The following is a 24,076-nucleotide window of genomic DNA, read 5'->3' as shown; positions in this document are numbered from 1 at the left end:
AGTGCGCGGTACGCGGTGCTGCACGGCGGCCGGGCCGGCCGCGTATCCGCTCCCTCGTACGATCCGGTCCCGGACGCGAACCGGGTTCTGCCGGTCACCGGCCGAGCGGACGTGCCAGGAGCGGCCGGGCCCCCATCGGAGTCCGGCCGCTCCCGTTCCGCGGTGGGCAGGCTCAGCAGGAGCCCGCCGGGCGGTCCCGCTTCACGAGGTTCGTGTAGCCGGTGGTGCCGTCCAGCCAGAGCACGCGCTGCCCGCTGTCCGCGGCCGCGTACACCTGGTCGCCGCGGTTGCAGGAGACGCGCTGTGCGCCGCCCTTGCCGTCGGACGCCACCTGGTACAGCTTCGGCAGCGTGTCGTTGGCCCACCAGGTGGCCGGGGGCAGCGTGGTCACGGTGACCGCGTCGTCCGAGGCCGTCACGGAGTAGGCGTACAGCGAGCCGGTGCCGGACTCCGGGGTGAGGGTCGTCAGTCCCGAGCCGTCGAGCGCGGCGCGCTTGACCGCGGCCTGGCCGGAGTCGGTGGCGTCGTCGTCCTCGATCCAGGTGACGCCGTCGTCGGTGAGGGCGGTCTGGCCGATGCCCACCGTCGTGGACTTGTCGACCGGCATCAGCGTGGTCTTGCCGGTGGCGGTGTCGAGGACCTCGACACCGAGCTTGTAGCCGTCGGACTCGGGCCACATCTTCGCGTAGGCGATCTTGCCGTCACGTACCGAGGCCAGCGCGGTGGCGACGACGTAGCTGTTGTTGACCTGCTTGATCTCGCCGGTCTTGATGTTGAGGTACCAGACGTGCTGGAGGCCGTAGTACGGGTCCGGCACGGTGTAGGCGAGGATGTCGCCGTTCAGCACGAGCCCGGAGACGTTGGCGGCGGTGCCGCCGACGACCTTGTCGACGCCGCTGCCCACCGGCCGCACGTGGAAGTAGACCGACGTCGAGGCGAACTCGGCCCAGGCGACGTTCTTGCCGTCCGTGGTGGCGTAGACGTTGTAGTCGCCGTTGTTGGGGCTCTTCTGCTCCGGTGTGCCCTTGCCGCTGGTGTTGCCGACCCACACCGAGTACGGCTCGCTGCCGTCCTCGTTCGAGCGGGAGAGCGCGTACTTGCCGTTGCCCGCGCTCACACCGGTACCGGCCACGTTGACCTTGGACAGGATCGTGTCGGTGTCGATGCCGATCGCCCTCTCCCAGCCGGGCACGATGCCGTGCGCGTCGAAGGAGGTCTTGACGGTCTTCAACTGGGCCTTGGTGACGCCCAGTTCCTGCGCGGCGGCGATGACCGCGGCGCGGCCCTCGGTGAAGCCGTCCAGCGGGGTCATGTACGCGGACAGCGCTCGGTAGACGATCTGGTCGGCGAGGTCGCCGCCGAGGTCCTGGCGCATGTCCCACAGGGCGCCGGAGAAGATCGTGGAGTTGAGGTGCACGCCGCCGTTGTCACCGCGGAAGGTGACGCCGATGAAGTTCTTCGACGTGGTCGCGCCGTCGTTGAGGTCGCGCAGGGCGCACTCGCGCGGGCTCTTGGTGGTGCACAGGTCCTCGCCGAGGAGTCCCGAGTCCGGGTCGTCCATCGACTGGCCGTTGGCCTCCAGGTCGATGGCGTTGCCGAAGTAGTCGGAGATCGCCTCGTTCATCGCGCCGGACTGGCCCGCGTAGACCAGGCCCGCGGTGTGCTCGGTGACGCCGTGCGTCATCTCGTGGCCGACGACGTCGGCGTCGGCGGAGAAGGTGCGGTAGTCGCCGCCGCCCTGGCCGTACACCATCTTGGTGCCGTCCCAGAAGGCGTTGTCGTACGGCTGCCCGTTCGACGTCACGCCGACCAGGGAGTAGATGAAGCCGTCCTTGCCGTCGATGCCGCTGCGGCCGAAGTGGTTCTTGTAGTAGTCGTAGACCTTGCCGGCGGCCCAGTGGGCGTCGACCGCGCCGGAGTCGGTGAAGTCGGCGTCGAGGTCGGTGGTGTCCGACCGGAACGTCTTGATGCCGCTCGGCCAGACGCCGGACGCGGTGGAGACGTCACGGCCACGGGCGTCGTACGTGGCGATCATCTCGCCCTTGTACGGGGTGTCCGCGGGCCGCTTGCTGTAGTCGATCATCTGGTAGACACCCGTGGTGTCCTTGTACAGATTGATCTCGGTCTTCTCGCCGTTGTAGCGAACGCCCGTGCCCTTGACGACCAGTTGGTCGGCGGCCGTGGTGGCGGCCGTGCCGTCGGCCGCCGAGGTGTCGTCGGCGGCGCCGGTGGTGGTGCCCGTCGCGCCGAAGGTCTGGATGTCGCTGTACTGCATCACGGCGTAGCCGGAGTGGGCGTCGACGTACACCTCCTGCCGTACGGGCATGCCGTCGGCCGGGCTGGTGCCGGTGACGGTGATGTGCCGGGTCAGCACGCCGGTGCCCTGGGGCAGGATGGTCACGCCCTCGGCGCTGCCGGTGAGGGCGCCGTCCGTACCGGCCCGCCCGCCCTCGGCCGGAGCCCTGAGCAGGCCGCCGCCGAGCTGCGCGGTGACGGCGTCGACCGCACGCGCGATCGCGGTTTTCTCGGAGACCTCCGGGGTGACCGAGCCGAGCTTCAGCGCGGTGAAGTAGTTGCCGGAGGTGCCGGTGACGGTGCGCCTGCCGTCCTTCTTCGTCATCCGGACGATGTACTGGCCGCCGAGGACCGGGACACCCTTGTACTTCTGCTGGAGGCGGACCGTCTCCCGGCCGCCCTTGTCGGTCGTGGTTCCGGCCGAGGCCAGGTCCTTCGCCGAGGTGTCCGTGATGTGGTAGCGGTTCTTCCTGGCCTTGAGGTGGTCGCGGGCGGCGTCGGCCGCGGCCACGCCGGCGTCGGCCTCCTCGTTCAGCCCGGTGACGAGCGAGGGGGTGTCGGTCTCGGTGCCCGGCGTCACATCGGACGCGGCGGACGCGGCGGACGTGGTGGCGGTGTCCGCGTGGGCGGCGGGCACGGCCGTCACCAACAGGCCCGCGGCGGCCAGCAAGGCCGCTGTGCCCTGGCCGACGGATATCCCGCCGGACCCCTGTCCCGCTCTGGTTGATCTCCTGCGTGCTGCACTGCGCACGGTGCCCCTCCGGTGCCACTGACGCGTGAACGGATATCGGATGCGGACATGCAAGTACCGGACCAGGGGTGTGAACAATGCGTTCCAGGTGTGCACTTGTGTACCTGCACACTTGTGTGGCCTGCACGTATCGGGTGAGAATTCCGGCGTGGAGCGGGGCAAGCTGGACGCGCAATGGCAGGCTCTCGGGCTGGGCACGGAGGAACTCCGCGTCTACGAGGCCCTGTTGAATGTTCCCGAACACCCCTCCGAGGACGTCCTCGCCCGGTCCCTCGGGCTCTCCGCCTCCAGGCTGGCCGTCGTCCTCGACCACCTTTCCGAACGCGGCTTCACCCGGCCCGGCCGCGCGGCCGCAGTGCCCGCCGCGATCGCCCCGGCCACCGCACTGCGCAACCTGATCCATCTGCACCAGGCCGAACTGCTGCGCAGATCGGCCGAGTTGGAGGAACTCACCGGGGCGGTGGACCGGATGGCCGCCCACCTGCTGAGTTCCGCGCACGGTGCTCCCACGCTCGGCATCGAGACGGTCCGGGGCGGCGAGGCGATCGCCTCGCGGGTGGCCTCGCTGCTCGTCTCGGCCACAGAGGAGGTGGCGCTCCTGGACCGGCCGCCCTACGCGTCGAGCGAGCCGGACGGGATGCCCTCCCCGCTCGACGTGACCGAACCGGTGCGGCGCGGGGTGCGGGTGCGGACCGTGGTGGACCGTGAGGGCCTGCGCTTCCCGGGCCGCGCCCGCGGCCTGGGCGAACTGTCCGCGCACGGCGTGCAGATCCGGGTGGGCACGGACCTGCCGACGAAACTGATCACGGTCGACCGGCGGGTGACGCTGCTGCCGCCGACCGACGCGGCGGACCCGACGGCCTCGGCGCTGGTGGTGAGCGACTCGCTCCTGAGCAACGCGCTGGTGCCGCTGTTCGAGGCGATCTGGGAACGCGCCGTACCCATAGGATCAGTGTCGGAAAGTCAGATCACTGACGAGGAACGGGAGTTGCTGACCATGCTCGCCTCCGGTCTGAAGGACGAGGCGATCGCCCGGCGCCTCGACATCCACGTCCACACGGTCCGCCGCCGCATCACCCGTCTGATGCAGTTGCTCAACACGCAGACCCGGTTCCAGGCGGGGGTGCAGGCGGCGATGCGGGGCTGGCTGACGGTGTGAGCACGGCGAGCCGCTTCGCCGTACGGTCGCCCGTGGCGCTGCCCCGCACGGTCAGGTGGGGAGGTGATCCGGCCACCAGGGCGGGACGTTGCCCGGGCAGATCGGGTCGGGGTAGGGGTCGGCGATCCCCAGCCAGGTCACCAGGAACCACGTGGACCAGACGGTGAAGGCGATCCCGGCGGTCAGTGCCGAAGCGGGGTGGCGTCTGCCCAGGGTGCCTTACAGGACGACCCACGCGACGGTCGTGGCGATCCAGATGGGCGGGGCGAGGAAGAGCAGGGTCATGCTGTCGGCCGCCGCGTCGGTGCCGATGTCACACGCCGCCCACACCCTCCCGATGGCGGTGAGGGAGACCACCGCGGTCAGGCCCCCGAAGAGGCCACCGAACAGGATCCCGCCGGACCGGAGTCGCGGAGGGCCCGACGGACCCGCTTGCGTCATCGCGTGTCTCCCCGTGCGGTGGGTGCGGCGGCTGCCGAAGTCCTTGACGTGATCCGTCCGCCTTCGGTTGCGGGCCGTGGCACGCCTGGCCGGCGAGCGCCGGATCCGATGCTCAACGACCATCAGACATGGCTGGACGGCCCGGTCCGCGCCACCCTGGGGTAGTCGGCCCAAGACCTGCACAGTCCGAGACCCCGGCACAGTCCGATACTCCCGCACAGTCCGAGACCCGCGCGGCTCCTCGGCCCGACGAACAGGAAACCCCGAAGATGAGTGACAAGCGCAGCGTGAGCGTCCTGGGCACCGGGATCATGGGTGCCGCGATGGCCCGCAATCTGGCTCGTGCCGGACATGCCGTCCGGGTCTGGAACCGCAGTCGGGACAAGGCGCAACCGCTGGCCGCCGACGGCGCGTACGTCGCCGGTGACCCCGCCGAGGCGGTCCAGGGCACCGACGTCGTCGTGACCATGCTGTACGACGGCCGCGCTGCCCTGGACGTGATGCGCCAGGCGGCGCCCGCGCTGCGGCCCGGCACCGCCTGGGTGCAGGCGACGACCGCCGGTGTCGAGGCGATCGACGAGCTGGCCGCCTTCGCCCGCGAGCACGGCCTGCACTTCTACGACGCCCCCGTGCTGGGCACCCGCCAGCCCGCGGAGGCCGGGCAGCTGACCGTCCTGGCCGCCGGTCCGGCCGAGGCGCGGGACCTGGTGACGCCGGTGTTCGACGCCGTGGGCTCCCGTACGGTGTGGACCGGCGAGGACGGCGCGGCCGGCAGCGCCAGCGGGCTGAAGCTCGTCGCCAACAGCTGGGTCCTCGCGGCCACCGCCGCCACCGGCGAGGTGCTGGCCCTGGCGAAGGGGCTGGGGGTGGACCCGCGGAGCTTCTTCGACCTGATCGCGGGCGGCCCGCTCGACATGGGTTATCTGCGTGCCAAGTCCGAACTCGTGCTGGAGGGGCGGCTCTCCCCGCCGTCCTTCGCGGTGACGACCGCGGCGAAGGACGCCCGGCTGATCGTGGAGGCCGGTGCGCGCCACGGTGTCCGGCTCGACGTGGCCGCCGCGAGCGCCGAACGCCTGGAGCGCGCCGCCGCGCAGGGACACGCCGACGAGGACATGGTCGCCGCCTACTTCGCGAGCTTCGACGAGAAGCCCGCCGGCTGAGCCGAGCGGCCGACCGGCGAAGAACGGTCGAGCCGGACCCGAGTCCCGGCCGGGAAAATCCGTACTCACGTCTGACGACCTGAAACCCGGGTGCAAGGATGGGGCGGCATGACGGCGGGTTGGTGTTCGCGCACGGCACGGGCCGCGGTGTTCGCGGCCGTCTGCGTGCTGCTCGCCGCCCTGGGGCACGTCATGATGTCGGGCGCGTACGTGCCCGGTCGGGTGCTGGCCGCCGCCGTGGTCGTGACCGGTGCCCTCGGCTGGTGTCTGACGGGCCGTGAGCGCGGGTTGCCGCTGGTCGTGACCGCCGTCGTCGCCGCCCAGACGGCACTGCACTCGGCGTTCGCCCTCGCCCAGTCGACGCCCACGGACATGGCCGCCACCATGAACCCGCACATGAACATGGATATGGGCATGGGTGGTATGGACATGGGATCCATGTCGTCCATGGATCCCATGGACTCCCTGGGACATGTGGATCGCATGGTTCATATGGATCACGTTGACCATATGGATCGCATGGGGCAGTTCCTCGGTGGCGATCCCCTCATGGGCGATGGCTCGTCCTCGTACGGCATGTTCGGCGCACACCTTCTGGCCGCCCTGCTGTGCGGGCTCTGGCTGGCGCACGGCGAAAAGGCCGTGTTCCGCATCCTGCGAACCGTGGCCGGTCGGCTCGCGGCGCCCCTGCGGCTGCTGCTCGCCCTGCCCGCCCCGGCGGACCGTCCGCGTCCGGGCGTGGGCCGGCCCCGCTCGGACCGGGCTCCCCGTCTTCTCCTTCTCGTCCACGCGATCACCTCCCGGGGGCCGCCCGCGGGGACCGCTGCCGCCTGACGGCAGCCGGCGACCCGGGGCCGCCCCTGTGCGCCCCGGGCCACGGTCGTACGAGCGCGCAGGCGCCGCCGCGGCCGTGTCTCCCCGCTCACCGGACCGTCCGCGCCGTCGTATGCGCCGAGGTCCGGATCCGGGGCACCCCGGGCCGCCCGTGGTGCGCCGGACGATCCGAGAAGGACACCAGGTGATCCCCTCCACCCTGCCCGGCTCCCCGCCCACTTCGTGCAGCGGAAGCGCCTCGTACAGCGCAAGCGGCAAAGCGATGTCGACCGACGAGTCGGTCACCGCCTGGGCGCTGGCCGCCCGGGGCGGTGACGCGCGGGCGGTCGAGCAACTGGTGCGCGCGCTGCAACGCGACGTCCTGCGGTACGTCGCCCATCTGTGCGCCGATCCGCAGGCGGTCGACGATCTGGCCCAGGACACGTTCCTGCGGGCGCTGGGCAGTCTGCACCGCTTCGAAGGGCGGTCCTCCGCCCGGTCCTGGCTGCTGTCCATCGCCCGCCGCGCGGTGATCGACAGCTACCGGTACACGGCCGCCCGGCCCCGGCTGAGCGACGTACCGGACTGGCAGTCGGCGGTCGAGCGCGCCCAGCCGCGCGACCTGCCCGGTTTTGACGAGGGGGTCGCCCTGGTGGATCTGCTGGGGCTGCTGCCGGTCGAGCGGCGCGAGGCGTTCGTGCTCACCCAGCTGCTCGGACTGCCGTACGCGGACGCGGCCGCGTTGAGCGGCTGTCCGGTCGGCACCGTCCGGTCCCGGGTGGCACGGGCCCGGGCGACCCTGCTGGACCTGCTGGCCGAGGCGGCCGCCTGAGCCGTGTCCGAAGGGGGCGGGCGGGGTGCCCGAGCCGAGTACGGAGGGGCGGTTGGGGTGCCTACGGTGTCGTGGTGCTCCGGTCGTTCCCGGTGAGGCCGGGCAGCAGCCCGCACGCCGCCTCGCGCTGCTCCGGTCCCATCACACTTGCGAGCGCCTCGGTCACCGTCTCGGCGAGCTGGTCCGAGGCCTCCCGCAGCAGCCGGCGGGCCTTGTCGGTGAGGGCGACCTCGACGCCGCGCCGGTCGTCGTGGACCGACCTGCGGGTGACGAGCCCGGCGTGCTGGAGGCAGGCGATCTGGTAGGTGAGCCGGGTCTTGGGGCGGCCCAGGAGGTCCGCGATCCGGGTCATCCGGATGCCCTCCCGGGGCATCTCCGCCAGCAGGCACAGCACCAGGAACTCGTCGTGCGAGACGTCGAGCCGCTCCTTGACCACGCTGCGCAGTCGCTGTTCCACCGCGCCCGTCGCGGCGAGCAGGAGCATCCAGGCGCGCAGCTCGGCGGGCAGCAGTCCCGTGCCCTGCATGGACGGGCATTCGGGCAGGTCGGAAGGCAGGTCGGCGGGCTGCTCATCGGGGACTGCCATGGGGTCGAGTCTACCTGTTGTCCATTTTTGGATTAGTAGGTTGTTCAAATTTGGATGTCCAGCTACTGTGACGGACCTCGAACATCCAAATTTGGACCACCTGGAGAAGGATCATGACCGTCGCCGTGGAAACCGGACTCTGGCAGCTCGACCCGAGCGCCTCCGCCGTCGAGCTCCGGCACCGGACGATGTGGGGCCTGGTCACCGTCAAGGGCGTCTTCGGCGCCGTGACCGGTCAGGGCGAGGTCGCCGCCGACGGCACCGCCACCGGCACCCTCACCCTGGACGTCGCCTCCCTGGACACCAAGAACGCCAAGCGCGACACCCACCTGCGGTCCGCCGACCTCTTCGACGCCGAGAACCACCCGGAGATCACCTTCGTGGCGCGCCACGTCGAGCGGGGCGGCGACGGCGCGGTGGAGGTGTCCGGTCAGCTGACCGTGCGCGGCATCAGCCGGCCGCTGTCCTTCCCGGCCCGAGTGACCGCGGCGGACGCCGAGGCGCTCACGCTGGCCGCCGAATTCACGGTGGACCGGGCGGAGTTCGGCATGGGCTGGAACCAACTGGGCATGATCCGCGGCCTGACCACGATCACCACCACGCTCCGCTTCACCCGGGCCTCCTGACCTGCCGACCGGGGGCCGTTCCCGAACTCACCCGCTCCGCGTGAGCCGTACGTCCGCGCTCGACAGGGTCTGCGGCGCGGGTGTGAAGGCGCGCAACCGGATCCGTACGCCCGGTCGGGGAAGGTGGAACCGGCCGGTGGGCGGGCGGAGTTCGTACTCGGCCGTGGTGTGGGCGGCCAGGGTCGTCGGCCCCCGCGTGATCGACCAGTACTTGCTCATGCCCTGGCCCGTGGTCAGGGTGAAGTGCGGACTGAGCGCGCTGTCCCCGGTGTTGGTGACGCGCAGCCGCAGCAGGGACACCGCGGTCGCCGAGACCCGCCGCTCCGCGGTGACCCGCATCCGCAGCGGCGGCGCCCCGGTCGCCGCCCACAGCGCGCACGCCAGGGCCGGGGCGAGCATCAGCAGGGCGACGGCGGCCCGCGCCGGCCCGCCGGGCAGACGGCGCAGCGGGCGCGGGCGCGGCTGCCACGCACGGCTGAACTCCGCCGGAGGCGCGGTGATCGCGGCCGCCAGCCACAGCGGAGTCATCATCAGGTAGTAGCCGTCCTGGGAGCGCGTCGCCAGATAGAACGCGCACCAGGGCAGCACCGTGGCGGCCGGTCCGAGCCGCCGCACGAACAGCACGAACAGAGCGAGCAGTGCGGCGGCCAGCAGCAGACTCGCGTACCCGTACCAGTCGAGCCGGTCGCTGCCGTCGGTCAGGTACAGCGACACGCCGACCAGACCCTGGCCGTGCAGCACCGCGCCCTGGGTCAGCGGCAGGGCGATGCCGCCCAGCCAGGCACCGGGCCCGCGCACGACGAAGTACGTGTTGATCAGCAGCCATACGGTCACGGCGACCCCGGCCACCCGCAGCAGTACCGTCGCCGCCGCCCGCCGTCCCAGTTCGCCGCGGCGCACCGCGTAGATCCCGGCGAGCAGGAACGGCGCCAGGAACCAGGGCAGTTGCTGTGCCGCGCAGGCCGCGCCGAGGCAGGCGGCCCGTGCGATCCCGGCGGCCCCGAGCCGGCCGCCCTGCCCGATCCGCGGCCAGCGCACCACCACCGGCACCAGCAGGGCCAGGGCCAGGATCGCCGGATAGCCGAGCCGGGCGTACGACGGCAGGAAGGCGAAGCCGAGGAACAGCATGGTCGCCGCCGACCGCCACGGCACCGGCAGCATCCGCCAGGTGGTCGCCGCGGAGGCGATGAGCGCGCAGGTGGTCATGGCGGTGGCCGGGGTGCCGGCCTGTCCCAGCCACAACAGCGGTGCGGTCAGCAGCGGTGCGAGGGGCGGATAGCCGTACGTGAAGTCGTAGCCGCCGGTCACCGTCGGGGTGACCGCGACGCCGTGGGTGAACAGCCACGGCCAGGGCTGTCCGTAGACGGCGTGGCCCGCGACCAGTTCCCGCGCGGCCTGGGTGGTGAGGACCGCCTCGTCGCCGCCGTTGTGCATCATGCTCCACGCGCACAGGGCGAGCGTCGCCGCGGTCAGCAGCACGCACAGGTCCACCCGTGCCAGCGTCCGGGTCCGGCGCACCACCAGCGCCAGCACCCCGCATGTCAGGATCGACGCGTAGCAGACCGAGATGACGGCGGCCACGGCCAGGCGGTGGCTCGCCGCGCTCGTCCACACCGACCGCGTTCCGATGAAGAGGCTGACATCGGCCAGCAGGGTGAGTACGCGATGCCACTGTGCGGGGGACTCCGGAGCGGCGGACACCGCCGACTGTGTCCGCCGGCCCGGTGTCACCAGCTGTTTTTCTGCCAGATGCACGCGACTGGACGGTAGTCGCTCCGGGTGAGCGGAGGGTCGCAGGACGTGAAGAGACCGGTGTGAGGGCGGTAAGAGCCCCGAACTCCAAGGCCGCGGCGAGCGGGAATCGGCCGGTCGCGCACCGTGTCGTAGTTGGGCCGAACGGGTGACTTGGAGTAAGAATGGCTGGTGCAGGCAATGACTACGAGTGAGATCGGGGGGATCCGGTGAGCCGTTACGACGCCACCGATGAGCAGTGGGAGGGTCTCGCCCAAGTCGTTCCACTGAGAGGAAGGGACGCCTGGCCGTCCGCCGTGGGCCACCGGGCGCTGCCCGACGCGGCGACGGAGACCCGGCGCCGGTTCGTCGTCCTCAGGATCAATGTCTTCGCCGACGCCCGTGAGGTCGCCGAGACGCTGATGTCGGGCATCCCGGTGCTGCTCGATCTGACCGGCGCGGAGACCGAGGTCGCCAAGCGGGTGCTGGACTTCAGCACGGGTGTCGTCTTCGGGCTGGCGAGCGGGATGCACCGGGTCGACCGGAACGTGTTCCTGCTGACCCCGCCCGGGACCGAGGTGAGCGGGCTCATGGAGGGCGCGGGCGTCTCCGAGAACTGAGGACGGTCCCCCGATCGTGGGAAGACGTTTCGGGCGGAACGGTTCCGCCGGCTGCGGAGTCCTACCGTCCGGATATGGCTCCGCGATCCCTGCCGTCCTTGCCTCCGGGACCTTCCGCTCCCTCTGCTTCCCCCGTTTCCTCTGCTCCCTCCGCCCCCTCCTCCGTCCCTTCTGCTCCTTTCGCGCCTACGGTTCCCGCCACGCCGCCTGCTGCCTTCGCCGCGCCGCCCGTTCCCTCCCCGTCCTCCGCGACCGCCGTTCCTGCTCCGGCCGCCGGTCCGGCCGCGGTTCAAGCCGGGCGGGGTCCTGCGGACCGGCCGCATCTCACCGAGTTGCGACTGTCCGCCTTCGCGGGCCATCGGCGCGCGGGATTCCCGCTCGGGCCGTTCACCCTCCTGGCCGGGCCCAGCGGCAGCGGCAAGTCGACAGCGTTACGGGCCTACGAGGCGCTCGCCCGGCTCGGCGGCGGCGCCGAACTCGGCGAGGTGTTCGCCGACCCGGCCGCCTGCGTACCCGAACGGGCGCGTCCGGACGCCCAGCGGCGCCGCGGCTTTCGCATCGGCTGTACGGCGGACGGGCCGCAGGGACCGGTCCGGCTCGACCTGGCCGTCCAGGCCGAGCCCGAACTGCGCATCGTCGGGGAGCGGTTGACGGCCGGTGGGCTGGTCCTGCTGGAGACCGCCCTGCGCGATCCCGGACGGCGCACCGTGCAGGCAGCGTGGCACACCGCCGGGTCCGCGCCGGTGACCCGGGCCCCGCTCCCGGACGACCGGCTCGGCACCGCGCTGCTGCCGCTGCGGGTGGCCGGCAAGACGGACGGGCAGCGCCAAGTGCTCGCCGCCGCCGAGCAGATGGTGGTCGCGTTGCGCTCCGTCTTCTCCTGCGACCCCCGGCCGGAGCGGATGCGGGCCCCCGTACCGGCCGGTCCCGGCCGGCTGCTCGGCGACTGCGCCAACCTCGCCGACGTCCTGTGGCGCACCCAGGCCGAATGCGGGCGGCGGCACGGGCAGTTCGTCGCGGCGGTCCGGGCCGGGTGCGCGGGTCCCGTCGCCGGGGTCGTCGCCGAACTGCTGCCCGGCGGTGCGGTCCACGCGCAGCTGGACCGGGGCGACGGCATCCGCAGTCGGCTCGACCGGCTCGGTGACGGCGAGCTGCGGTACATCGCCCTCGCCCTGGTGCTGCTGACCGGCCCCGGCGTGTTCGAGGTCGACCCGGCCCGCGAGGTGCCCGCCGCGTTCCAGACCCTCACGGTGCTCGCCGACGGCTTCGACCGGGCCCTGGACGAACGGCAGCGCGCCGAACTGCTGCGGCTGGCGGCGCGGACGGGCGGGAGCGGACATCTGCGCTGTGTCGGGACGGTGAGCGACGCGTCATGGGCCGTCGGGACGGCGGGAGTGACGGTGGTACATCTGGACCCGTGACGAAAGAGCCCCAGCATCTGGACGTGGCCGCACTGCAACGCCGACTTGCCGAGTTCGCGGCGGCGCGCAACTGGCAGCCGTACCACACCCCGAAGAACCTGGTCGCCGCGCTCAGCGTGGAGGCCTCCGAACTGGTGGAGATCTTCCAGTGGCTGACGCCGGAGGAGTCGGCGCGCGTCATGGACGACCCGGACACCGCGCACCGGGTGAGGGACGAGGTCGCCGACGTGCTCGCCTATCTGCTGCAACTGTGCGAGGTGCTCGGCATCGACGCGCTGGCGGCGCTGGACGCGAAGATCGACCGGAACGAGGGGCGGTTCCCGGCGCCGGGGGAGCGGTGACCGCGTCGTACCCGGGCATGCAGGAGTCACACGATCCGCTTTCACTCTCCGGAGTTGTTCGCCTGCTCGAAATCGATTTGTTGTCCGCAGATTTCCGTCTTCCTCTGGCTTTTCGTCCCATCACACTTCACTCTGGGTAGTGGACAACGAAGTTCGGGCGGACGTGCTGACGACACGTCCCGGCGGACGGGGGAAGGCCATGGAAGCGGTGCGGCTCATCCTGACGAGCAGACATGCTCTCGCCGGGAGCAGCGGAGTACCGGAGATCTTGACGGAGGTGTGGCAGGCGCAGGCTTTGGCGCAGGCGATCGGCAGTCGGCTGGCGGTTTCGGGGCCGCCCGAACTGCGTGGTGAGGCACTGGGGTTGACCGAGCTGGCGGGCAGGGGGTGCGGCGTGCTCGAGGCGCCGGAGCTCGATCTCGGGGAGCTGCGCGCCGCTCAGCTGACCGAACTGGACGACGCCCGACAGACGCTGCTCAGCCTCGGCGTACTGCTGGCCGAGGTCGGTATCGCCCTGGTCGGCATCGCGAGCGGCGCGGACGGCGAGGGAACGTACTGGCAGTGCATGGAGGCGATCGACGCGGCGGACGAATCCCGGGACCGGGTCCGGGAGATGCTGCGGAAGCTGGCCGACCGAGACCAGCTCCGGGACCAGGTGCTGCCGGAGCGATGACGCCGCGGAGCCGGCGGAGGGCCTGATGGGGCCGGTGGGGCCGCATTGATCTACTCAGGACTCGACAAGTAGGGGTTGAGCTGAGGAGTCGGGCATGGTGGCAGGGTGGAACGGTCTGTGAGCACGGCTTGACATGGACCATCAAGCCGCGTTCACAGCCATCAGCAGTTCCGGCCCCAGGTGGAGCTACTCGACCTCGATGCCGAAATCCTGAACAAGTTCCTCCAGGCCGCCTGTATAGCCCTTGCCGCCCAGGACAAAATCCCAGTCTCCGTTCGCTCTTCGGCGGAAGGATCCGAGCACCAAGGCGGTTTCGTTGGGCCGGCCGTCGGAAACGTCCAGTCGTCCCAGCTCAGCCAGCCCCGGGTCGAGCAGGCGGATGCAAGCGTCCGTGAAACCGGATAGGTCGGCATCCGGGTTGGCCTCTGGATCGACGGCGGCCACGAGTACGAACCGGTCAGCCTCATCAGGTAACCCGTCGAAGGAGACGCAGATTGCGGCCTTGTCAGGTGCAGTGGCGGGGAGAGCGCGCACTGAGCCGTCCTGCGTCTGCGGGTTGTTGAAGAAGACGAAGTGATCGTCACTGAGGACCCTGTTGCCGCGGCAGACGAGAGCGCACACGTCCAAGGCGACGCTCCCGGTCCACGACATACCCAGAACGTTGTAATCGTCCGGCAGCCGAGTGTTCGGCACGGAGGGCGTCGGCTGTGCTGAGATTTGCCGACTGCTCCCGCCGAGCCGTCCACGCAGCCCATGGCGATGCAGCAGGTCTACGAGTTCGGCTCCCGAGATGAGTTCCAGCGGCTTGCCGTTGGCGAAGGTGTGTGAGCCAGGGCCGAACCCTGACGTCGTCACGAGAACACCCTTGTTCGCGCCGGCATCCTGCACGGTTCCGTACAAGTCGCGCACAGCGGTGGGCGGCACCGTGTTGCGGTATCGCTTCACCTGCACGACGATCTTGCCGCCTCGAATCGGTGTCGGATCCAGGGCGTCGACGTCCACACCACCATCGTTGGAACGCTGGGTGGTCACCGCCTGCATCCCCATGGCCCGGAAGAGATCGGCAACGAGACCCTCGAAAGCAATCGGATCCATGACGAACAGGTCCGGTTCCTCGTCGCTGCCATGGGCGACAACGCGGTTCCCGACATCCTGCGGCCGCCTGCTCGGCCGTACCGGTGTGAGTTGGTCCGGCCGAGCAGAGAGTTGCCCGCGCAGTGCGTCAGCCAGGCAACTACCTGCATCCACCTGCGCCAGGTGCAAGTCACGGACCGACGAGCGCGAGGCCATGACGGTTGCGAGGACGATATGGCCCGGTCGGCCCGTCGTGGGATCGTGCCCGTCGACAAAGCCGTTCAAGGTCACCGACTCAAGCGCCTCCAGCTCATCCGCGGCGAACAGCTCGTGCAGAACGAGCAGCATGCACTGAGCCAGAACCTCCCTGTACAGAGCACGGCGCTGACCCACAGGGCGAGGAGTCTCCTTGTCCTGGTCGACCCCGGACATGTATCGAACGGCCTTGACCTCCGGCACGATGCTGTAAGCGGGCAACTCCCAGTCCAGCACCAACTGCCGGGCTGCGGGGTCGTAGGCTGCCGCCACCTGCCGTGGGAAACCTTCTGGCCAAGCCGTCGAGGCATAGAGAGCGGCAGAGAAGTACTCGATCACGGAATCGGCATCCCGGCGCTTCACGCCTTCGGTTATCGCCACGACGCCGGCGTTGTGGCGCCGTACATCAGCCAGCTGAGTATCGACCCACTGCTGGTACTCACGCTGGTACGCAGCCAGCTGCTGCTGTCGGTGGGCCTCCGCGGCTTGGGCAGCCTGCCGGTCCCGCTCGAAGCGTGCCCGTGCTTCGGCCTGTGCCTGGGCCCGGCGGTTCGCGGTCCAGCCACTTTGCGTTTGGTAGTGATCGAAATCCGGCATGGGCACCGGCTGCGCCAATGGTCCTGGAACGAAGGGTTGTACCTCCTCAGGTCGCATGAGAGAGGCGGCTCTGAAGGCGGGAGCCTGACAACCCGAGGCAAGAAGACCCTGCAGCGACGCAACCTGCGCGTCCAGCTCTTCTGTGCGCCGTAGAGCCTCTGCCTGCCGGTAGTCGCGGTGGTTCTGAGCAGCTCGCCGTTGGTAGGCCCGCGCTTGCTGTTCTTGCTGTCTCCGCTGTCTGGCTTCGGTTTCCCGTTGACGCTGCTGCTGCCGTTGCATCTCAGCCCAGACGCCGACAAAACCAGTAGAGCGACGACTCATGTGCTGCAGGCCCTCCCCAGGACGTTGGCAGCCGAAAGGCACCTTGGTTGTCCCCACAACCAGCTGTAACAAGGTGACTCTAGCCAGCAATCACCGTCCCGCACATCCACTCGTCAAAGGAAGCTCGGTCGGCCCATCCCCGCAGGTCAACGTGACTGGGCGGTAACCCGGACCGTGCTCGACCGCAGTACCCAAACGGTGGTCGGCGCAACACAACGACGGGACGGTTAGCCGTGTGGTCTGAGCGCTCCCCACGCTGGACGCACCAGGCTGCGGCCGCCCCTGAGGAACGGCCCCTTGGTCCATGTCAAGCAGCGTTCACAGACCTCGGGGACGTCTCGCTCGGCGGGTCCGGTCTACATGCCTCGGTCCGGGCCGTAACTGACGCGCATGTGCTCGTCGGGCGTCATGGGCATGGACTCCAACTTCACGGGGCCGGGGTAGTACGCCGCGCTCTTGTACCCCGCCATGTCCTCTCCGATCAGGAACCGGTAGAGCCACTCGGCGAACGGCATGGGATAGCCGGCCCAGTCCCCGTCCCCGCACGCGACGCACATGCCGCCGGGAAAGTCGTGGACCTGGGGTGCCAGGAAGATGGTCTCTCCCCGGTCCGTGGAAGCCAGTGGAATCAGGCCTTGCGGGGTGCCGAAGGCGAGGTCCCGCAGCCCGCAGATCTGACGGGGGTCGGATCCGGGATCGTTCGTCCAGTCACGTTCCACCCAGTACTGGGAATACGCCCGAGAGGTGTCGCGTATCTGCTCCGAAAGGTTCCACCGAGAGGTGGCCGGATGCGACAGATACAGGTGTTCGTTGATCTGGATCGGCGCGTACGCGTCGACGATGGTCTTGTAGTCCGCAGGGAGTTCCGTGCCGAGTTCGGCCTCCAGGCGGGCCCAGGCGGCCGGATCGGCGTAGCGGTTCTCGGGCGGGCCGATCATGTCGAGCACGGCTCGCAGGTAGTCGGTCATGGCGTGTGGACCCTCGCTGTCGGGAGCAGGACAGGGTGCGTCCGTCTCGGCGAGCCGGCAGTCCGAGCATGCCTGACGGGCAGGAGGAGCCTAAGCAGGACTACTGACAGCGATACTTGCGACGGGTTCCGGACGGCTCACCGCTGCACGGACCCGTTTCCGGCATACGAATGGGAAACCCGAGTCGGTCAGGACCGGCAACCCGCGCACAGGGGTCGCGGTCCCTGCCGATCTTCTCGCTGGTGACGGCGTGGAAGAGACCGTGCCCGTCGTGCGAGACGGCCATCACCAGATCGTGGCCGGTACCGGGGCCCGTCGCGAAGCCGATCCCGAGCAGTCCGCCGACAGGGACGCCGTACTCGTACTCGAAGACGGCAGCCAGGGTTCGGGCGCGGGCGTCACAGGGGCCGCGAGAAGCCGGTTGCGCATCGCCCGCCGGTAGGCGGAGAATTCCGGCTCACGCTGGAACTGCCCGACCGGAGGTCTCTCCTCCTTCGTACCACTTCATCACGGGGCCGTGATCCACGCTCCGGCAGGCCGGTCCCGAAGGTGACTCCGGTCCGCCGCGCAGGCGCAGCTCGCATCCACCGTCATCGGGGTGGGCGCCAGTTCTCTTTGGAGGGCTGTACGTTCTGCACGCCGACGGCTACCACCAGCAGTATCTTGACCGCAACATCAACGGCCGCGCCGGGAGCCGCGTTTCCTGTCCGATCGGTGTGGCTCTGGCCAAGGGGTGAGTTTCGCCATCGACCCTGCCCTCCTGGCGGCTTTGTGGAGGGAACGGCATCCGTCGGGCCCTCCCGTCGCTCACACGTTCCGCACCAGGTACGCGGATCGCTGGGTGCGCTTCCACAGCCTCCCCGGCTCGAAGCGCTACCCGGAGTCCGAGGACGAGTACGCGATCGTGCTGGACCGGTACAACACGATCCTGGACGAGTTGTTCACGGGCACGGACGTGTTCGTGGTGACCATGGACTGGTCGGACACACCGACCGGTCCTGCGGGCTACCCGACACCACGACAGACACTGCACCCCGGCAGCATCCGCTGGTGGACAGAGTCGGACCAGGACGACCCCGACCCGGAGTTCCACACCCACACACGGCTGTATGCCGACCGGCGCCGGTGGAACCGCGGCTGCGTCGACGGGCTGTTGCGAGCCGTCGCGGACGAGGCGCTCGTCGAAGTCTTCATCGCCGACGGGGAACTGCGACGCATCTACCACCCCTACGACGGCGGCGCAGACGTCATCCTTGCCACGCCTGGAGAACGTGACGGTGTGCGTGACCGACACACGGACTGGCTTTCCAACCACCCGGCCGGCCTCTGAGAGCCGGGCCGGCCCCCTTTCCATGGCCGACCGGCGCAGGAGTCTGTGAACGCGGCTTCACGATCCACGTCATGCGGTCCCGCTGCTGCTGCTGGTGGTGGCACGCAGTCGCTTAAAAATCGCACCCCTGAGGAGGGGGCTCCGACTCGATGCCATGAGTGCATGAACATCGCTTGACCGAGGCGAAGGCGGGGACATCAAGCCGCGCTGACAGGTCCTTGCCCGTCACCGACGTCGAAGACCGAGGACTGGAGGGCGCGCAGACGGGCCCTGCCGTGCTGCCCAGTAGCTGTCTTCGACCGTGCGTTAGTCTCTCCCTCCATGCCAGACCTGCCCGACCATTCCAGTGCGACGATCGACGCGATAGTCGATCACGTCGGCCGCTCGACGCTTCCCTTCCAGCGAGCCCACCGGGAGGAACAACACGCGACGGCCTTCTGGTTCAACGAACTCGTGGAGACGACCTCCGAAGGCGAGGTCATCCGGCAGTACCTCGTGACCGCCAGTGAGCCGGCGCGAGTCGAGTTGGCCGAGTTCACCCTGCGCCCTGCTCTGTGCGCACCCGTGATGAGCGCTCAGAAACTGATGATGCTCGACTTCGCGGAGGGGTGGACTCATCTCGACGACCTGGGCGTGGCGGTCATGCCCGCCGCCGGGCTGCACGCGCACGGAACCCGCAAGGGCTGGCGTTGGACGACCGACGAGATCACCGACGGCATCGCAGCAACAGAACAGGACATCGCCGGCCTCGGTGAGTCTCCGGTACCGGCCTATCTGCTGGGCCATGTCAACGACGGGGACGGTTCCCGAGAGCAAGCTGTCGTGATCGGCCGGATCACACGCGCAGGCGACGGCAGCATCCGGTGGATAGGAGACCTGCCACAAGGGTGCGTGGGTGCGCCGGTGTTCATTGGAGCACCCCTCGGCGAGGACAGTTTCAAGCTGGTCTGCGTCGGAGTGACACTCCCCGCCGACGACCACCACACCATCGCCTCCTTCGACCGTATCCGCGCCGCCTTGAAGGCGTTGCCGCCGGACAGCACGTCCGCCCCTGATGGGGCCGGAACCGGGCCTCGGATAGTTGAGCGGAAGAGGCGCTGGTGGCAGCGGCACAGCTGATGCCGCACAGCACCGCCGGGCTCGGGATCCCGGTCGACCAGCCTGAACACCGCAGGAGGGAAGGGCTGTGAGCACGGCTTGACATGGATCCGTCGACTGATCGCGTGGATGAGCTAACCACGGGGCGCGACGGCTGGAGCCCAGATCCCGACAAGCTGGGAGGGCCAGCCGGAATACCGACGGGCCGCTGTGGGCGACAGAAGCTATCCGGGCGGAGCGACGATTTTGGTCCATCCCACTGATAGTCCCCAGGACCCGGTCGTCTTGCTGGTGACCGTCACAGCGACGTTCTTGTGGCTGCGGCTAAGGCCCACTTCGTTGTATTGCCCGGGGTCACCATTTGCGCAGACGGCGGTGTAGCTCACGAGAGAGCCGACGTTGACCTCGATCGTCCCGGTGCCCGAACAGATCGCCGCAACTTCCAGGGTGCCCTTCTGGATTTGAGGTATCTCGGGAAACGAGTGAGGTCCGGTCTTTCCGCCCGCTTCGATGAATCTCTTCTGTGCGTCTGGAAGTTCGGGCGCAGCGCGGGGGTCTGCGCTGGTGGAAGGCGTGACGGAAGGAGCTCCAGACGAATTTGTTTCGACTGGCGTCTCCCTTTCAGGGGCTCGGCTTGAGGTCGGCGTCGCATTGGTGCACCCCGCCAACGCGAGGAGAGCCACCGGAATGACCAATCCTATTCGTCCCATGTGTACCACCCGACATGCATGGGTCCATAGCCTGTCACGTGGTTGCTCGTGAGACGGCAGGTGTGATGCTGGTAGTTAGCAGTGCCGGTGAATTTTCGACGCCACACGCCATATTGGGCATATGCGGTTTTGTTCGGAGGAACGTTTTTGACGTGAATCACGTTGCCGAGTTTGGCGGTCACCGATGCAAGCAATGTGACGCTGTGCTGCTCGCTCGCTTCGGCCAGCGCAGTGCTGACTTTGGTCGTGATTTGACCAGTGAAGCTGGCGCCGACAGTCCCCGAGACTTCCGCAGTCGGGCCGGCAGCCAGCGCCGGTGTCGATATCCCTAAGGCCATGGCGCTGGTGAAAACTATCGAGCTTGCGAGTAGGCGCACTCTTCCCCCTGTTTGTTGCAGATGCAAGTGGCTGGTCAGGCCCTTGAGCAGGGATACTATGGAAGAGTTAGTGCGCTGTGTGCAGAGTTGAGCGAATCCTGAGGTCGGAGCTCCGGTACCGCTGGCCACACTTCTTCTCGCCTCGCACGAATGAGCCGGGCGCGTGATCGGTGCAGGAGTCTGAATTCGGCCACATGGCGGCGAACGATGTCACAGCGCACCTGAGAGCCAAATCCCATCGCCCCAGCCGGCGAAATTATTACCGCATAAGTCAGACTTGACTGATATGCCGCGCGAAGCCGTATGCCAGTCGACGAAGTCGCACCCCTACGGAAGAGGCCTCCGCCTCGATGTTATAGGTGCATGAGTATCGCTTGACCGAAGCCGACAGGCACGAAGACAGAGGTCCGCTTGCAGTGCATTCCTTGTCCCGTGTGAGAGTGGGCGCATGGGTAACTCGCAGGCGTATCCCGTCTTCCGCACCACTGACGCCGTCGAGGCGTGGACGCAGGCGCTGCGCCTGAACGCTCTGCTGGAGGAGCACGACGACGAGGTGACTCTGTGGGCCGAGCTGCTGACCGTCGAGGACGCGCGGCGGATGGCGGCGGTGCTGCCCGACGCCGAGTACCGCTACGTCCGTCCCCGGATGGACCCCGTGACGCAGGACTTTGCGAAGTTCAGCTTGGTGATCACAGCCGCGGAGGACTCCGCACTGGAGCCGGAACTGCCTCTGAGCTTCCTGCACTACGTTCCAGCGGGCACCGTGGAGGACCGGTTCGTGCGAGCCGTGGGGAAGGGAATGGCCTCGATCGGTTTGCAGGGCAGATGGCCGGACGACGCGGAGACTGAGTCGTACGGCTCTGCCACGTACGACGGCGTGGAGGTTGTCTTCAACGGCGACGACGTCGACTGGTCGCATCCGGCCGAGCACCACACCGTATTCGTTCACGTCGACAAGTTGGGCGATCTGCCACGGGCGGAGAAGCTCGCCGCTCAACTCGGCAGCACTGTGCTGGGAGATGCTCAGCGGGGCTGATGGGGGCGCAGCTCTGCCAGTCTGGTCGACTTCTTGAACATGCCCTGGAAAGGCCTGTGGACACGGCTTGACATGGATCAAGGTGCCCTTCCTCAGGGACGACAGATGACTGGTCCGTCCAGCGTGGGAAGCGCTCAGGCCTCGCGGCTGACCGTCCCGTCGTCGTGTCGCGCCGCGTGGCTAGCTCATCCACGCGAGCAGACGATTGATCTATGTCGAGCCGGGTTCGCAGACCTTTCCGCAAGTGGCACGTACGGCTGGAACGACGCATTGGGGCACGGCAGTTCGGGTAGTGCGGCCAGGCGCTACTGGTGAGCGGCACGCGATGCTCGGGGCAGAGCTCAGATGTTGCTCAGACGGCTTGCTGGTCGGCCGCCGTGCTGGTCAGCTCGGCGCAGGCCTGAGCGACACCGAATGCTCGGCGCCGAAGGGGCCTCATGGACAGTGTCCGGCCACGCGCCCTGGTTTTCAGGGTGCACGCGGGGGAGGAACGCTCATGCGATACGGACTTCGCGCTGCCTTGGGGGCGGTGGTACTGCTGGTCACGGCCTCGACGGGCTGCTCGGGTGGCGACGCGATCTCAGCGAGGCCGTCCGCCTCCCGCGCCCCCGCTTCGACCGCTGCGCCGGCTCCCTCGGATCCGGACCTGACCGAGGTGATCAACCGAACCCGGACCACTCTGATGAAGTCGGGGGCGGTGGGTGCCGACGCCCCCGGCCCTCAGGGTCTGATGCTGGTCGAGTCCTGGCCGACCGGCGCCGCCTACGCCTGGGAGACCCGCGACCAGCGACTGTGCTGGGCATCGGTCGCCGAAAATGCGTTCTCCCTGCGAGGCTGCGCCTCCAAGCCCATGGCCATCAAGAACTCGACAGGGGTGCGCCCGCTCGCAACCCTCTTCACCGACGGCTGGGTTCGTCTCTTCGCCGCCGACCACCAGCAGGTGACCTCCGCGACCTGTAGCGGAAAACCCCTGGAAGTCCGCCATGTCGGCACCGTCGCACAGGGGGCCCGGACGCTGTACGCCGTGTGGTTCCCGGACTACACGAAGGGCAGCATCGAGCTGTCCCTGAGCCATGACGGCACGACGTCCGAGGCCACGCTCCGGCTCAGCGACGCCGGCGACCGCACCTGCGCCGCTGTCCCCTAGGTTCTGGTCCGGAGCCAGCTGATTGTTCAGCGTGGGAAGCGCTCGGACCACGCGGCTGACCGCCTCGTCGTCGTGTCGCGCCGCGTGGCTACTGAGGTTTTCGGTTCGGGGTGACTTCACGGCGGAGCAGGGATCAGTCCGGTTTCGGCGATGAAGCCGTCCAGCAGGCCGGGTTGGTACTGCATCCGTTCCAGGCGGGTGCGGGCCAGTGTGGCGAGTTCGTCGGTGCTGCACGGGGCGAGGTTTCCCGGACCGGCTGCCAGAGGAGACTCAGCGGCAAGTGCTGGAGCCGCTCACGCAGCTGTCGCCGGTGGTCCAGGCGCTGCCGCAGCCGGCCGCGCACCGGGGCGAGCTGCTCGCGGAGGAGGCCGCCGAGGTGGCCGAGGTGTCGGTCACCTCGGCGGCCTCGCCCACGAGCCGGCCGACGTTGTCTGCATCGCCTACGGCACCGCCCTCGTGCGCGGCGTCGACCTCGACGCGGTGATCGCCGAGATCCACCGCTGCAACATGACCAAGCTGGGCCCCGACGGCCAGGCCGCGCGGTGTGCGGACGGCGAGGTACTCAAGGGCGGGCACTACGAGGCGACCGACGTGTCGGCGGTGCCGCGCCGCCAGGCCTGGGTGCCCGACGGCGCGGCCTGACGCCTGCCGGCTACGGTGTGCCGCCGCCCGCCAGCTTCCACTCCCGGTGCAGCGTGCCCAGAGGCAGGTCCCGCTGGAGGACGGGGGTGCCGAAGACGGCCAGCTGCAGGCGCAGGGTGCCGCTGAGGTCGACACCTCCGTACACGGCCCATACGGCTTTCGCGTCGAGCCTGCCGTCGCTGCCGGTGACCGTGCCGGTGGCCTCGCCGCGCAGGTAGGGCGCGAGGTCGGCGGCGACGCCCACGGCGCCGTACAGGCCGACGGTCGCCTGTGCGCCGAGCGCCGCCCGTACGGAGCCCGCCGTGGTGACCGAGGTCCGTACCGGCGTGGCCGTCATGTCGGCGGAGCTGACCGGGGTCCACCCCTTGGCGGAGGAGAAGGTGCCGCCCGCCCGGAAACCGCCCTTGACGTCCTGCTCCACGTCGACGGTGACGGTGCCGTCGCCGCTGATCTGGACGTAGCAGGTGAGGTCCAGGTTGACCACGACCGGGACGGGTCCGACCTGGAGCACGGGGTCCGCGTGCAGCTTGGCGAACGGGATGCGCACCGGCGTGGCGGCGGCCGCCGCCCGGCCCTTGAGCGCCCAGCCGGAGGTCCAGTCGCCGGACACGCCCAGGTAGGCGGAGGCGGGTGCGGTGTCGTATCCGTCGCCGCCGTAGCGGAAGTCGACCTGCGGGGCGACCTGGACGTAGCCGGAGACCGAGGCGGCGGCGGAGACGGGTGCGCCCGCGGCGGTGGGCACCTCGGCCCGTACGTCCAGCCGCAGACTGCCGAGCGGGACCTCGGCGCCCTGCGGGCCCACGTGGACGTCGCCCGCCTTGGTCCAGGAGAGGTCGACGTCGGGCAGCAGCTTCTCGACGTCGAAGGCGGCCGGGTCGACCGGCACGGTGCCGCGTGCCGTGTCGTCGCCGAGCAGCGCGTTGAGGGTGGCGGGTTCGGTCTGCACCTCCGTGCCCGCGTCCGTCTCCCCGACCACCTTGGTGACCTTGGCGAGCAGTCCGTGCGGCGCGCCGGGCGCGGGGGCGCTGGCGATCACGTCGCCGACGGTGGCGCGGTGGGGCGTTCCGGAGGG

The 24,076-nt window shown here is 69.4% G+C and carries 22 protein-coding genes and 3 pseudogenes; 16 read left to right on the top strand and 9 right to left on the bottom strand.

Features of this window, described 5'->3' with window-relative positions:
• Nucleotides 1-172: 172 nt before the first annotated feature.
• A complete protein-coding gene (locus FNH09_RS11930) occupies nucleotides 173-3,046 on the bottom strand; it encodes a M4 family metallopeptidase (RefSeq protein WP_162468441.1) in 2,874 nt (957 codons plus the stop codon).
• 148 nt (nucleotides 3,047-3,194) lie between these two features.
• On the opposite strand from FNH09_RS11930, the gene FNH09_RS11925 reads away from it, so the two are divergent.
• Nucleotides 3,195-4,205, top strand: a complete 1,011-nt coding sequence (locus tag FNH09_RS11925) for a LuxR C-terminal-related transcriptional regulator (protein ID WP_162468440.1) — start codon at nucleotides 3,195-3,197, stop codon at nucleotides 4,203-4,205.
• A 219-nt stretch (nucleotides 4,206-4,424) separates the two neighbouring features.
• Here FNH09_RS11925 and FNH09_RS48430 read toward each other — a convergent pair whose 3' ends face one another.
• Nucleotides 4,425-4,646: a hypothetical protein gene (locus FNH09_RS48430; RefSeq protein ID WP_238426621.1), complete on the bottom strand. Its 222-nt coding sequence runs from the start codon at nucleotides 4,644-4,646 to the stop codon at nucleotides 4,425-4,427.
• A gap of 269 nt (nucleotides 4,647-4,915) precedes the next feature.
• Here FNH09_RS48430 and FNH09_RS11915 point away from each other — a divergent pair, with 269 nt between their 5' ends.
• The 3 genes from FNH09_RS11915 to FNH09_RS11905 all read left to right on the top strand — a co-directional run bounded on the left by FNH09_RS11915 (nucleotide 4,916) and on the right by FNH09_RS11905 (nucleotide 7,451).
• Nucleotides 4,916-5,806 (top strand): NAD(P)-dependent oxidoreductase, encoded by an 891-nt coding sequence (locus tag FNH09_RS11915; RefSeq protein ID WP_152886945.1) that lies wholly within the window; start codon nucleotides 4,916-4,918, stop codon nucleotides 5,804-5,806.
• Between the two features lie 108 nt (nucleotides 5,807-5,914).
• Entirely contained in the window at nucleotides 5,915-6,640 is a 726-nt protein-coding gene (locus tag FNH09_RS11910) for a hypothetical protein (protein ID WP_152886943.1), read from the top strand.
• 184 nt (nucleotides 6,641-6,824) lie between these two features.
• Nucleotides 6,825-7,451: a sigma-70 family RNA polymerase sigma factor gene (locus tag FNH09_RS11905; protein ID WP_420802751.1), complete on the top strand. Its 627-nt coding sequence runs from the start codon at nucleotides 6,825-6,827 to the stop codon at nucleotides 7,449-7,451.
• A gap of 61 nt (nucleotides 7,452-7,512) precedes the next feature.
• On the opposite strand, the gene FNH09_RS11900 is transcribed toward FNH09_RS11905, so the two are convergent.
• On the bottom strand, nucleotides 7,513-8,037 hold the full coding sequence (locus FNH09_RS11900; protein ID WP_152886941.1) for a MarR family winged helix-turn-helix transcriptional regulator: 525 nt from the start codon (nucleotides 8,035-8,037) through the stop codon (nucleotides 7,513-7,515).
• Nucleotides 8,038-8,150: 113 nt separating this feature from the next.
• Between FNH09_RS11900 and FNH09_RS11895 the strand changes: the two genes are divergently transcribed.
• A complete protein-coding gene (locus tag FNH09_RS11895; RefSeq protein ID WP_152886939.1) occupies nucleotides 8,151-8,663 on the top strand; it encodes a YceI family protein in 513 nt (170 codons plus the stop codon).
• A gap of 27 nt (nucleotides 8,664-8,690) precedes the next feature.
• Here the strand turns inward: FNH09_RS11895 and FNH09_RS11890 are convergent, their stop codons facing one another.
• Nucleotides 8,691-10,418: a hypothetical protein gene (locus FNH09_RS11890; RefSeq protein WP_338017543.1), complete on the bottom strand. Its 1,728-nt coding sequence runs from the start codon at nucleotides 10,416-10,418 to the stop codon at nucleotides 8,691-8,693.
• A 206-nt stretch (nucleotides 10,419-10,624) separates the two neighbouring features.
• Here FNH09_RS11890 and FNH09_RS11885 point away from each other — a divergent pair, with 206 nt between their 5' ends.
• The 4 genes from FNH09_RS11885 to FNH09_RS11870 all read left to right on the top strand — a co-directional run bounded on the left by FNH09_RS11885 (nucleotide 10,625) and on the right by FNH09_RS11870 (nucleotide 13,449).
• The gene (locus FNH09_RS11885; RefSeq protein ID WP_162468439.1) at nucleotides 10,625-11,014 is read left to right on the top strand and encodes a cell division protein SepF; all 390 of its coding nucleotides are present in this window, start codon (nucleotides 10,625-10,627) and stop codon (nucleotides 11,012-11,014) included.
• Between the two features lie 74 nt (nucleotides 11,015-11,088).
• A complete protein-coding gene (locus tag FNH09_RS11880; protein ID WP_152886937.1) occupies nucleotides 11,089-12,435 on the top strand; it encodes an AAA family ATPase in 1,347 nt (448 codons plus the stop codon).
• Entirely contained in the window at nucleotides 12,387-12,776 is a 390-nt protein-coding gene (locus FNH09_RS11875) for a nucleotide pyrophosphohydrolase (RefSeq protein ID WP_152886935.1), read from the top strand. Before FNH09_RS11880 ends, FNH09_RS11875 begins: the two co-directional genes overlap by 49 nt.
• Before the next feature lie 199 nt (nucleotides 12,777-12,975).
• Nucleotides 12,976-13,449 (top strand): DUF6099 family protein, encoded by a 474-nt coding sequence (locus tag FNH09_RS11870; RefSeq protein WP_152886993.1) that lies wholly within the window; start codon nucleotides 12,976-12,978, stop codon nucleotides 13,447-13,449.
• Between the two features lie 186 nt (nucleotides 13,450-13,635).
• Here the strand turns inward: FNH09_RS11870 and FNH09_RS11865 are convergent, their stop codons facing one another.
• Both FNH09_RS11865 and FNH09_RS11860 read right to left on the bottom strand, forming a co-directional pair.
• Nucleotides 13,636-15,696 carry a restriction endonuclease gene (locus FNH09_RS11865; RefSeq protein ID WP_202919647.1) on the bottom strand — a complete coding sequence of 687 codons (2,061 nt, stop codon included), beginning with the start codon at nucleotides 15,694-15,696 and terminating at the stop codon, nucleotides 13,636-13,638.
• Between the two features lie 356 nt (nucleotides 15,697-16,052).
• Nucleotides 16,053-16,664, bottom strand: a complete 612-nt coding sequence (locus FNH09_RS11860; RefSeq protein WP_152886933.1) for an SMI1/KNR4 family protein — start codon at nucleotides 16,662-16,664, stop codon at nucleotides 16,053-16,055.
• A 262-nt stretch (nucleotides 16,665-16,926) separates the two neighbouring features.
• On the opposite strand from FNH09_RS11860, the gene FNH09_RS49785 reads away from it, so the two are divergent.
• The 4 genes and pseudogenes from FNH09_RS49785 (at nucleotide 16,927) to FNH09_RS11840 (ending at nucleotide 19,113) form a co-directional block, all read left to right on the top strand.
• A complete protein-coding gene (locus tag FNH09_RS49785) occupies nucleotides 16,927-17,106 on the top strand; it encodes a hypothetical protein (RefSeq protein ID WP_156110814.1) in 180 nt (59 codons plus the stop codon).
• A 196-nt stretch (nucleotides 17,107-17,302) separates the two neighbouring features.
• Nucleotides 17,303-17,401 (top strand): annotated as a pseudogene (locus FNH09_RS48420) (peptide-methionine (S)-S-oxide reductase MsrA); the annotation flags it as partial.
• Nucleotides 17,398-17,994 (top strand): DUF3885 domain-containing protein, encoded by a 597-nt coding sequence (locus FNH09_RS11845; protein ID WP_420802750.1) that lies wholly within the window; start codon nucleotides 17,398-17,400, stop codon nucleotides 17,992-17,994. The pseudogene FNH09_RS48420 and the gene FNH09_RS11845, both read left to right, overlap by 4 nt.
• Nucleotides 17,995-18,315: 321 nt before the next feature.
• Nucleotides 18,316-19,113: a hypothetical protein gene (locus tag FNH09_RS11840; protein WP_152886931.1), complete on the top strand. Its 798-nt coding sequence runs from the start codon at nucleotides 18,316-18,318 to the stop codon at nucleotides 19,111-19,113.
• A 676-nt stretch (nucleotides 19,114-19,789) separates the two neighbouring features.
• Here FNH09_RS11840 and FNH09_RS11835 read toward each other — a convergent pair.
• Nucleotides 19,790-20,140: a hypothetical protein gene (locus FNH09_RS11835; RefSeq protein ID WP_152886929.1), complete on the bottom strand. Its 351-nt coding sequence runs from the start codon at nucleotides 20,138-20,140 to the stop codon at nucleotides 19,790-19,792.
• A gap of 487 nt (nucleotides 20,141-20,627) precedes the next feature.
• Between FNH09_RS11835 and FNH09_RS11830 the strand changes: the two genes are divergently transcribed.
• Both FNH09_RS11830 and FNH09_RS11825 read left to right on the top strand, forming a co-directional pair.
• Nucleotides 20,628-21,215 (top strand): hypothetical protein, encoded by a 588-nt coding sequence (locus tag FNH09_RS11830; RefSeq protein WP_152886927.1) that lies wholly within the window; start codon nucleotides 20,628-20,630, stop codon nucleotides 21,213-21,215.
• Between the two features lie 655 nt (nucleotides 21,216-21,870).
• Nucleotides 21,871-22,362 carry a hypothetical protein gene (locus FNH09_RS11825; protein WP_152886925.1) on the top strand — a complete coding sequence of 164 codons (492 nt, stop codon included), beginning with the start codon at nucleotides 21,871-21,873 and terminating at the stop codon, nucleotides 22,360-22,362.
• A gap of 116 nt (nucleotides 22,363-22,478) precedes the next feature.
• On the opposite strand, the pseudogene FNH09_RS50130 reads toward FNH09_RS11825, so the two are convergent.
• Nucleotides 22,479-22,616: pseudogene (locus FNH09_RS50130) on the bottom strand (IS630 family transposase); the annotation flags it as partial.
• Between the two features lie 71 nt (nucleotides 22,617-22,687).
• Here FNH09_RS50130 and FNH09_RS11820 point away from each other — a divergent pair.
• Nucleotides 22,688-23,004, top strand: a pseudogene (locus tag FNH09_RS11820) (pyrophosphohydrolase domain-containing protein); the annotation flags it as partial.
• A gap of 10 nt (nucleotides 23,005-23,014) precedes the next feature.
• Here FNH09_RS11820 and FNH09_RS11815 read toward each other — a convergent pair.
• Nucleotides 23,015-24,076 (bottom strand): hypothetical protein (locus FNH09_RS11815; RefSeq protein WP_152886923.1); only part of this gene is annotated, 1,062 nt, incomplete at its 5' end.

Origin of the sequence: Streptomyces adustus, assembly GCF_009377175.1 — a bacterium.
GTDB classification, from domain to species: Bacteria; Actinomycetota; Actinomycetes; order Streptomycetales; family Streptomycetaceae; genus Streptomyces; species Streptomyces adustus.
The sequence above is the reverse complement of the archived record's forward strand: the minus strand, read 5'-3'. Positions and strand labels throughout refer to the sequence as shown.

What these genes read in the sequence shown, in the direction of transcription:
- FNH09_RS11830 (WP_152886927.1), top strand. Translation starts at nt 20,628, where the DNA reads ATGGGTAACTCGCAGGCGTATCCCGTCTTCCGCACCACTGACGCCGTC.
- FNH09_RS11840 (WP_152886931.1), top strand. Translation starts at nt 18,316, where the DNA reads ATGCCAGACCTGCCCGACCATTCCAGTGCGACGATCGACGCGATAGTC.
- FNH09_RS11895 (WP_152886939.1), top strand. Translation starts at nt 8,151, where the DNA reads ATGACCGTCGCCGTGGAAACCGGACTCTGGCAGCTCGACCCGAGCGCC.
- FNH09_RS48430 (WP_238426621.1), bottom strand. Translation starts at nt 4,646, where the DNA reads ATGACGCAAGCGGGTCCGTCGGGCCCTCCGCGACTCCGGTCCGGCGGG.
- FNH09_RS11865 (WP_202919647.1), bottom strand. Translation starts at nt 15,696, where the DNA reads ATGAGTCGTCGCTCTACTGGTTTTGTCGGCGTCTGGGCTGAGATGCAA.
- FNH09_RS11835 (WP_152886929.1), bottom strand. Translation starts at nt 20,140, where the DNA reads ATGGCCTTAGGGATATCGACACCGGCGCTGGCTGCCGGCCCGACTGCG.
- FNH09_RS11900 (WP_152886941.1), bottom strand. Translation starts at nt 8,037, where the DNA reads ATGGCAGTCCCCGATGAGCAGCCCGCCGACCTGCCTTCCGACCTGCCC.
- FNH09_RS11860 (WP_152886933.1), bottom strand. Translation starts at nt 16,664, where the DNA reads ATGACCGACTACCTGCGAGCCGTGCTCGACATGATCGGCCCGCCCGAG.
- FNH09_RS11880 (WP_152886937.1), top strand. Translation starts at nt 11,089, where the DNA reads ATGGCTCCGCGATCCCTGCCGTCCTTGCCTCCGGGACCTTCCGCTCCC.
- FNH09_RS11870 (WP_152886993.1), top strand. Translation starts at nt 12,976, where the DNA reads ATGGAAGCGGTGCGGCTCATCCTGACGAGCAGACATGCTCTCGCCGGG.
- FNH09_RS11910 (WP_152886943.1), top strand. Translation starts at nt 5,915, where the DNA reads ATGACGGCGGGTTGGTGTTCGCGCACGGCACGGGCCGCGGTGTTCGCG.
- FNH09_RS11875 (WP_152886935.1), top strand. Translation starts at nt 12,387, where the DNA reads ATGGGCCGTCGGGACGGCGGGAGTGACGGTGGTACATCTGGACCCGTG.
- FNH09_RS11915 (WP_152886945.1), top strand. Translation starts at nt 4,916, where the DNA reads ATGAGTGACAAGCGCAGCGTGAGCGTCCTGGGCACCGGGATCATGGGT.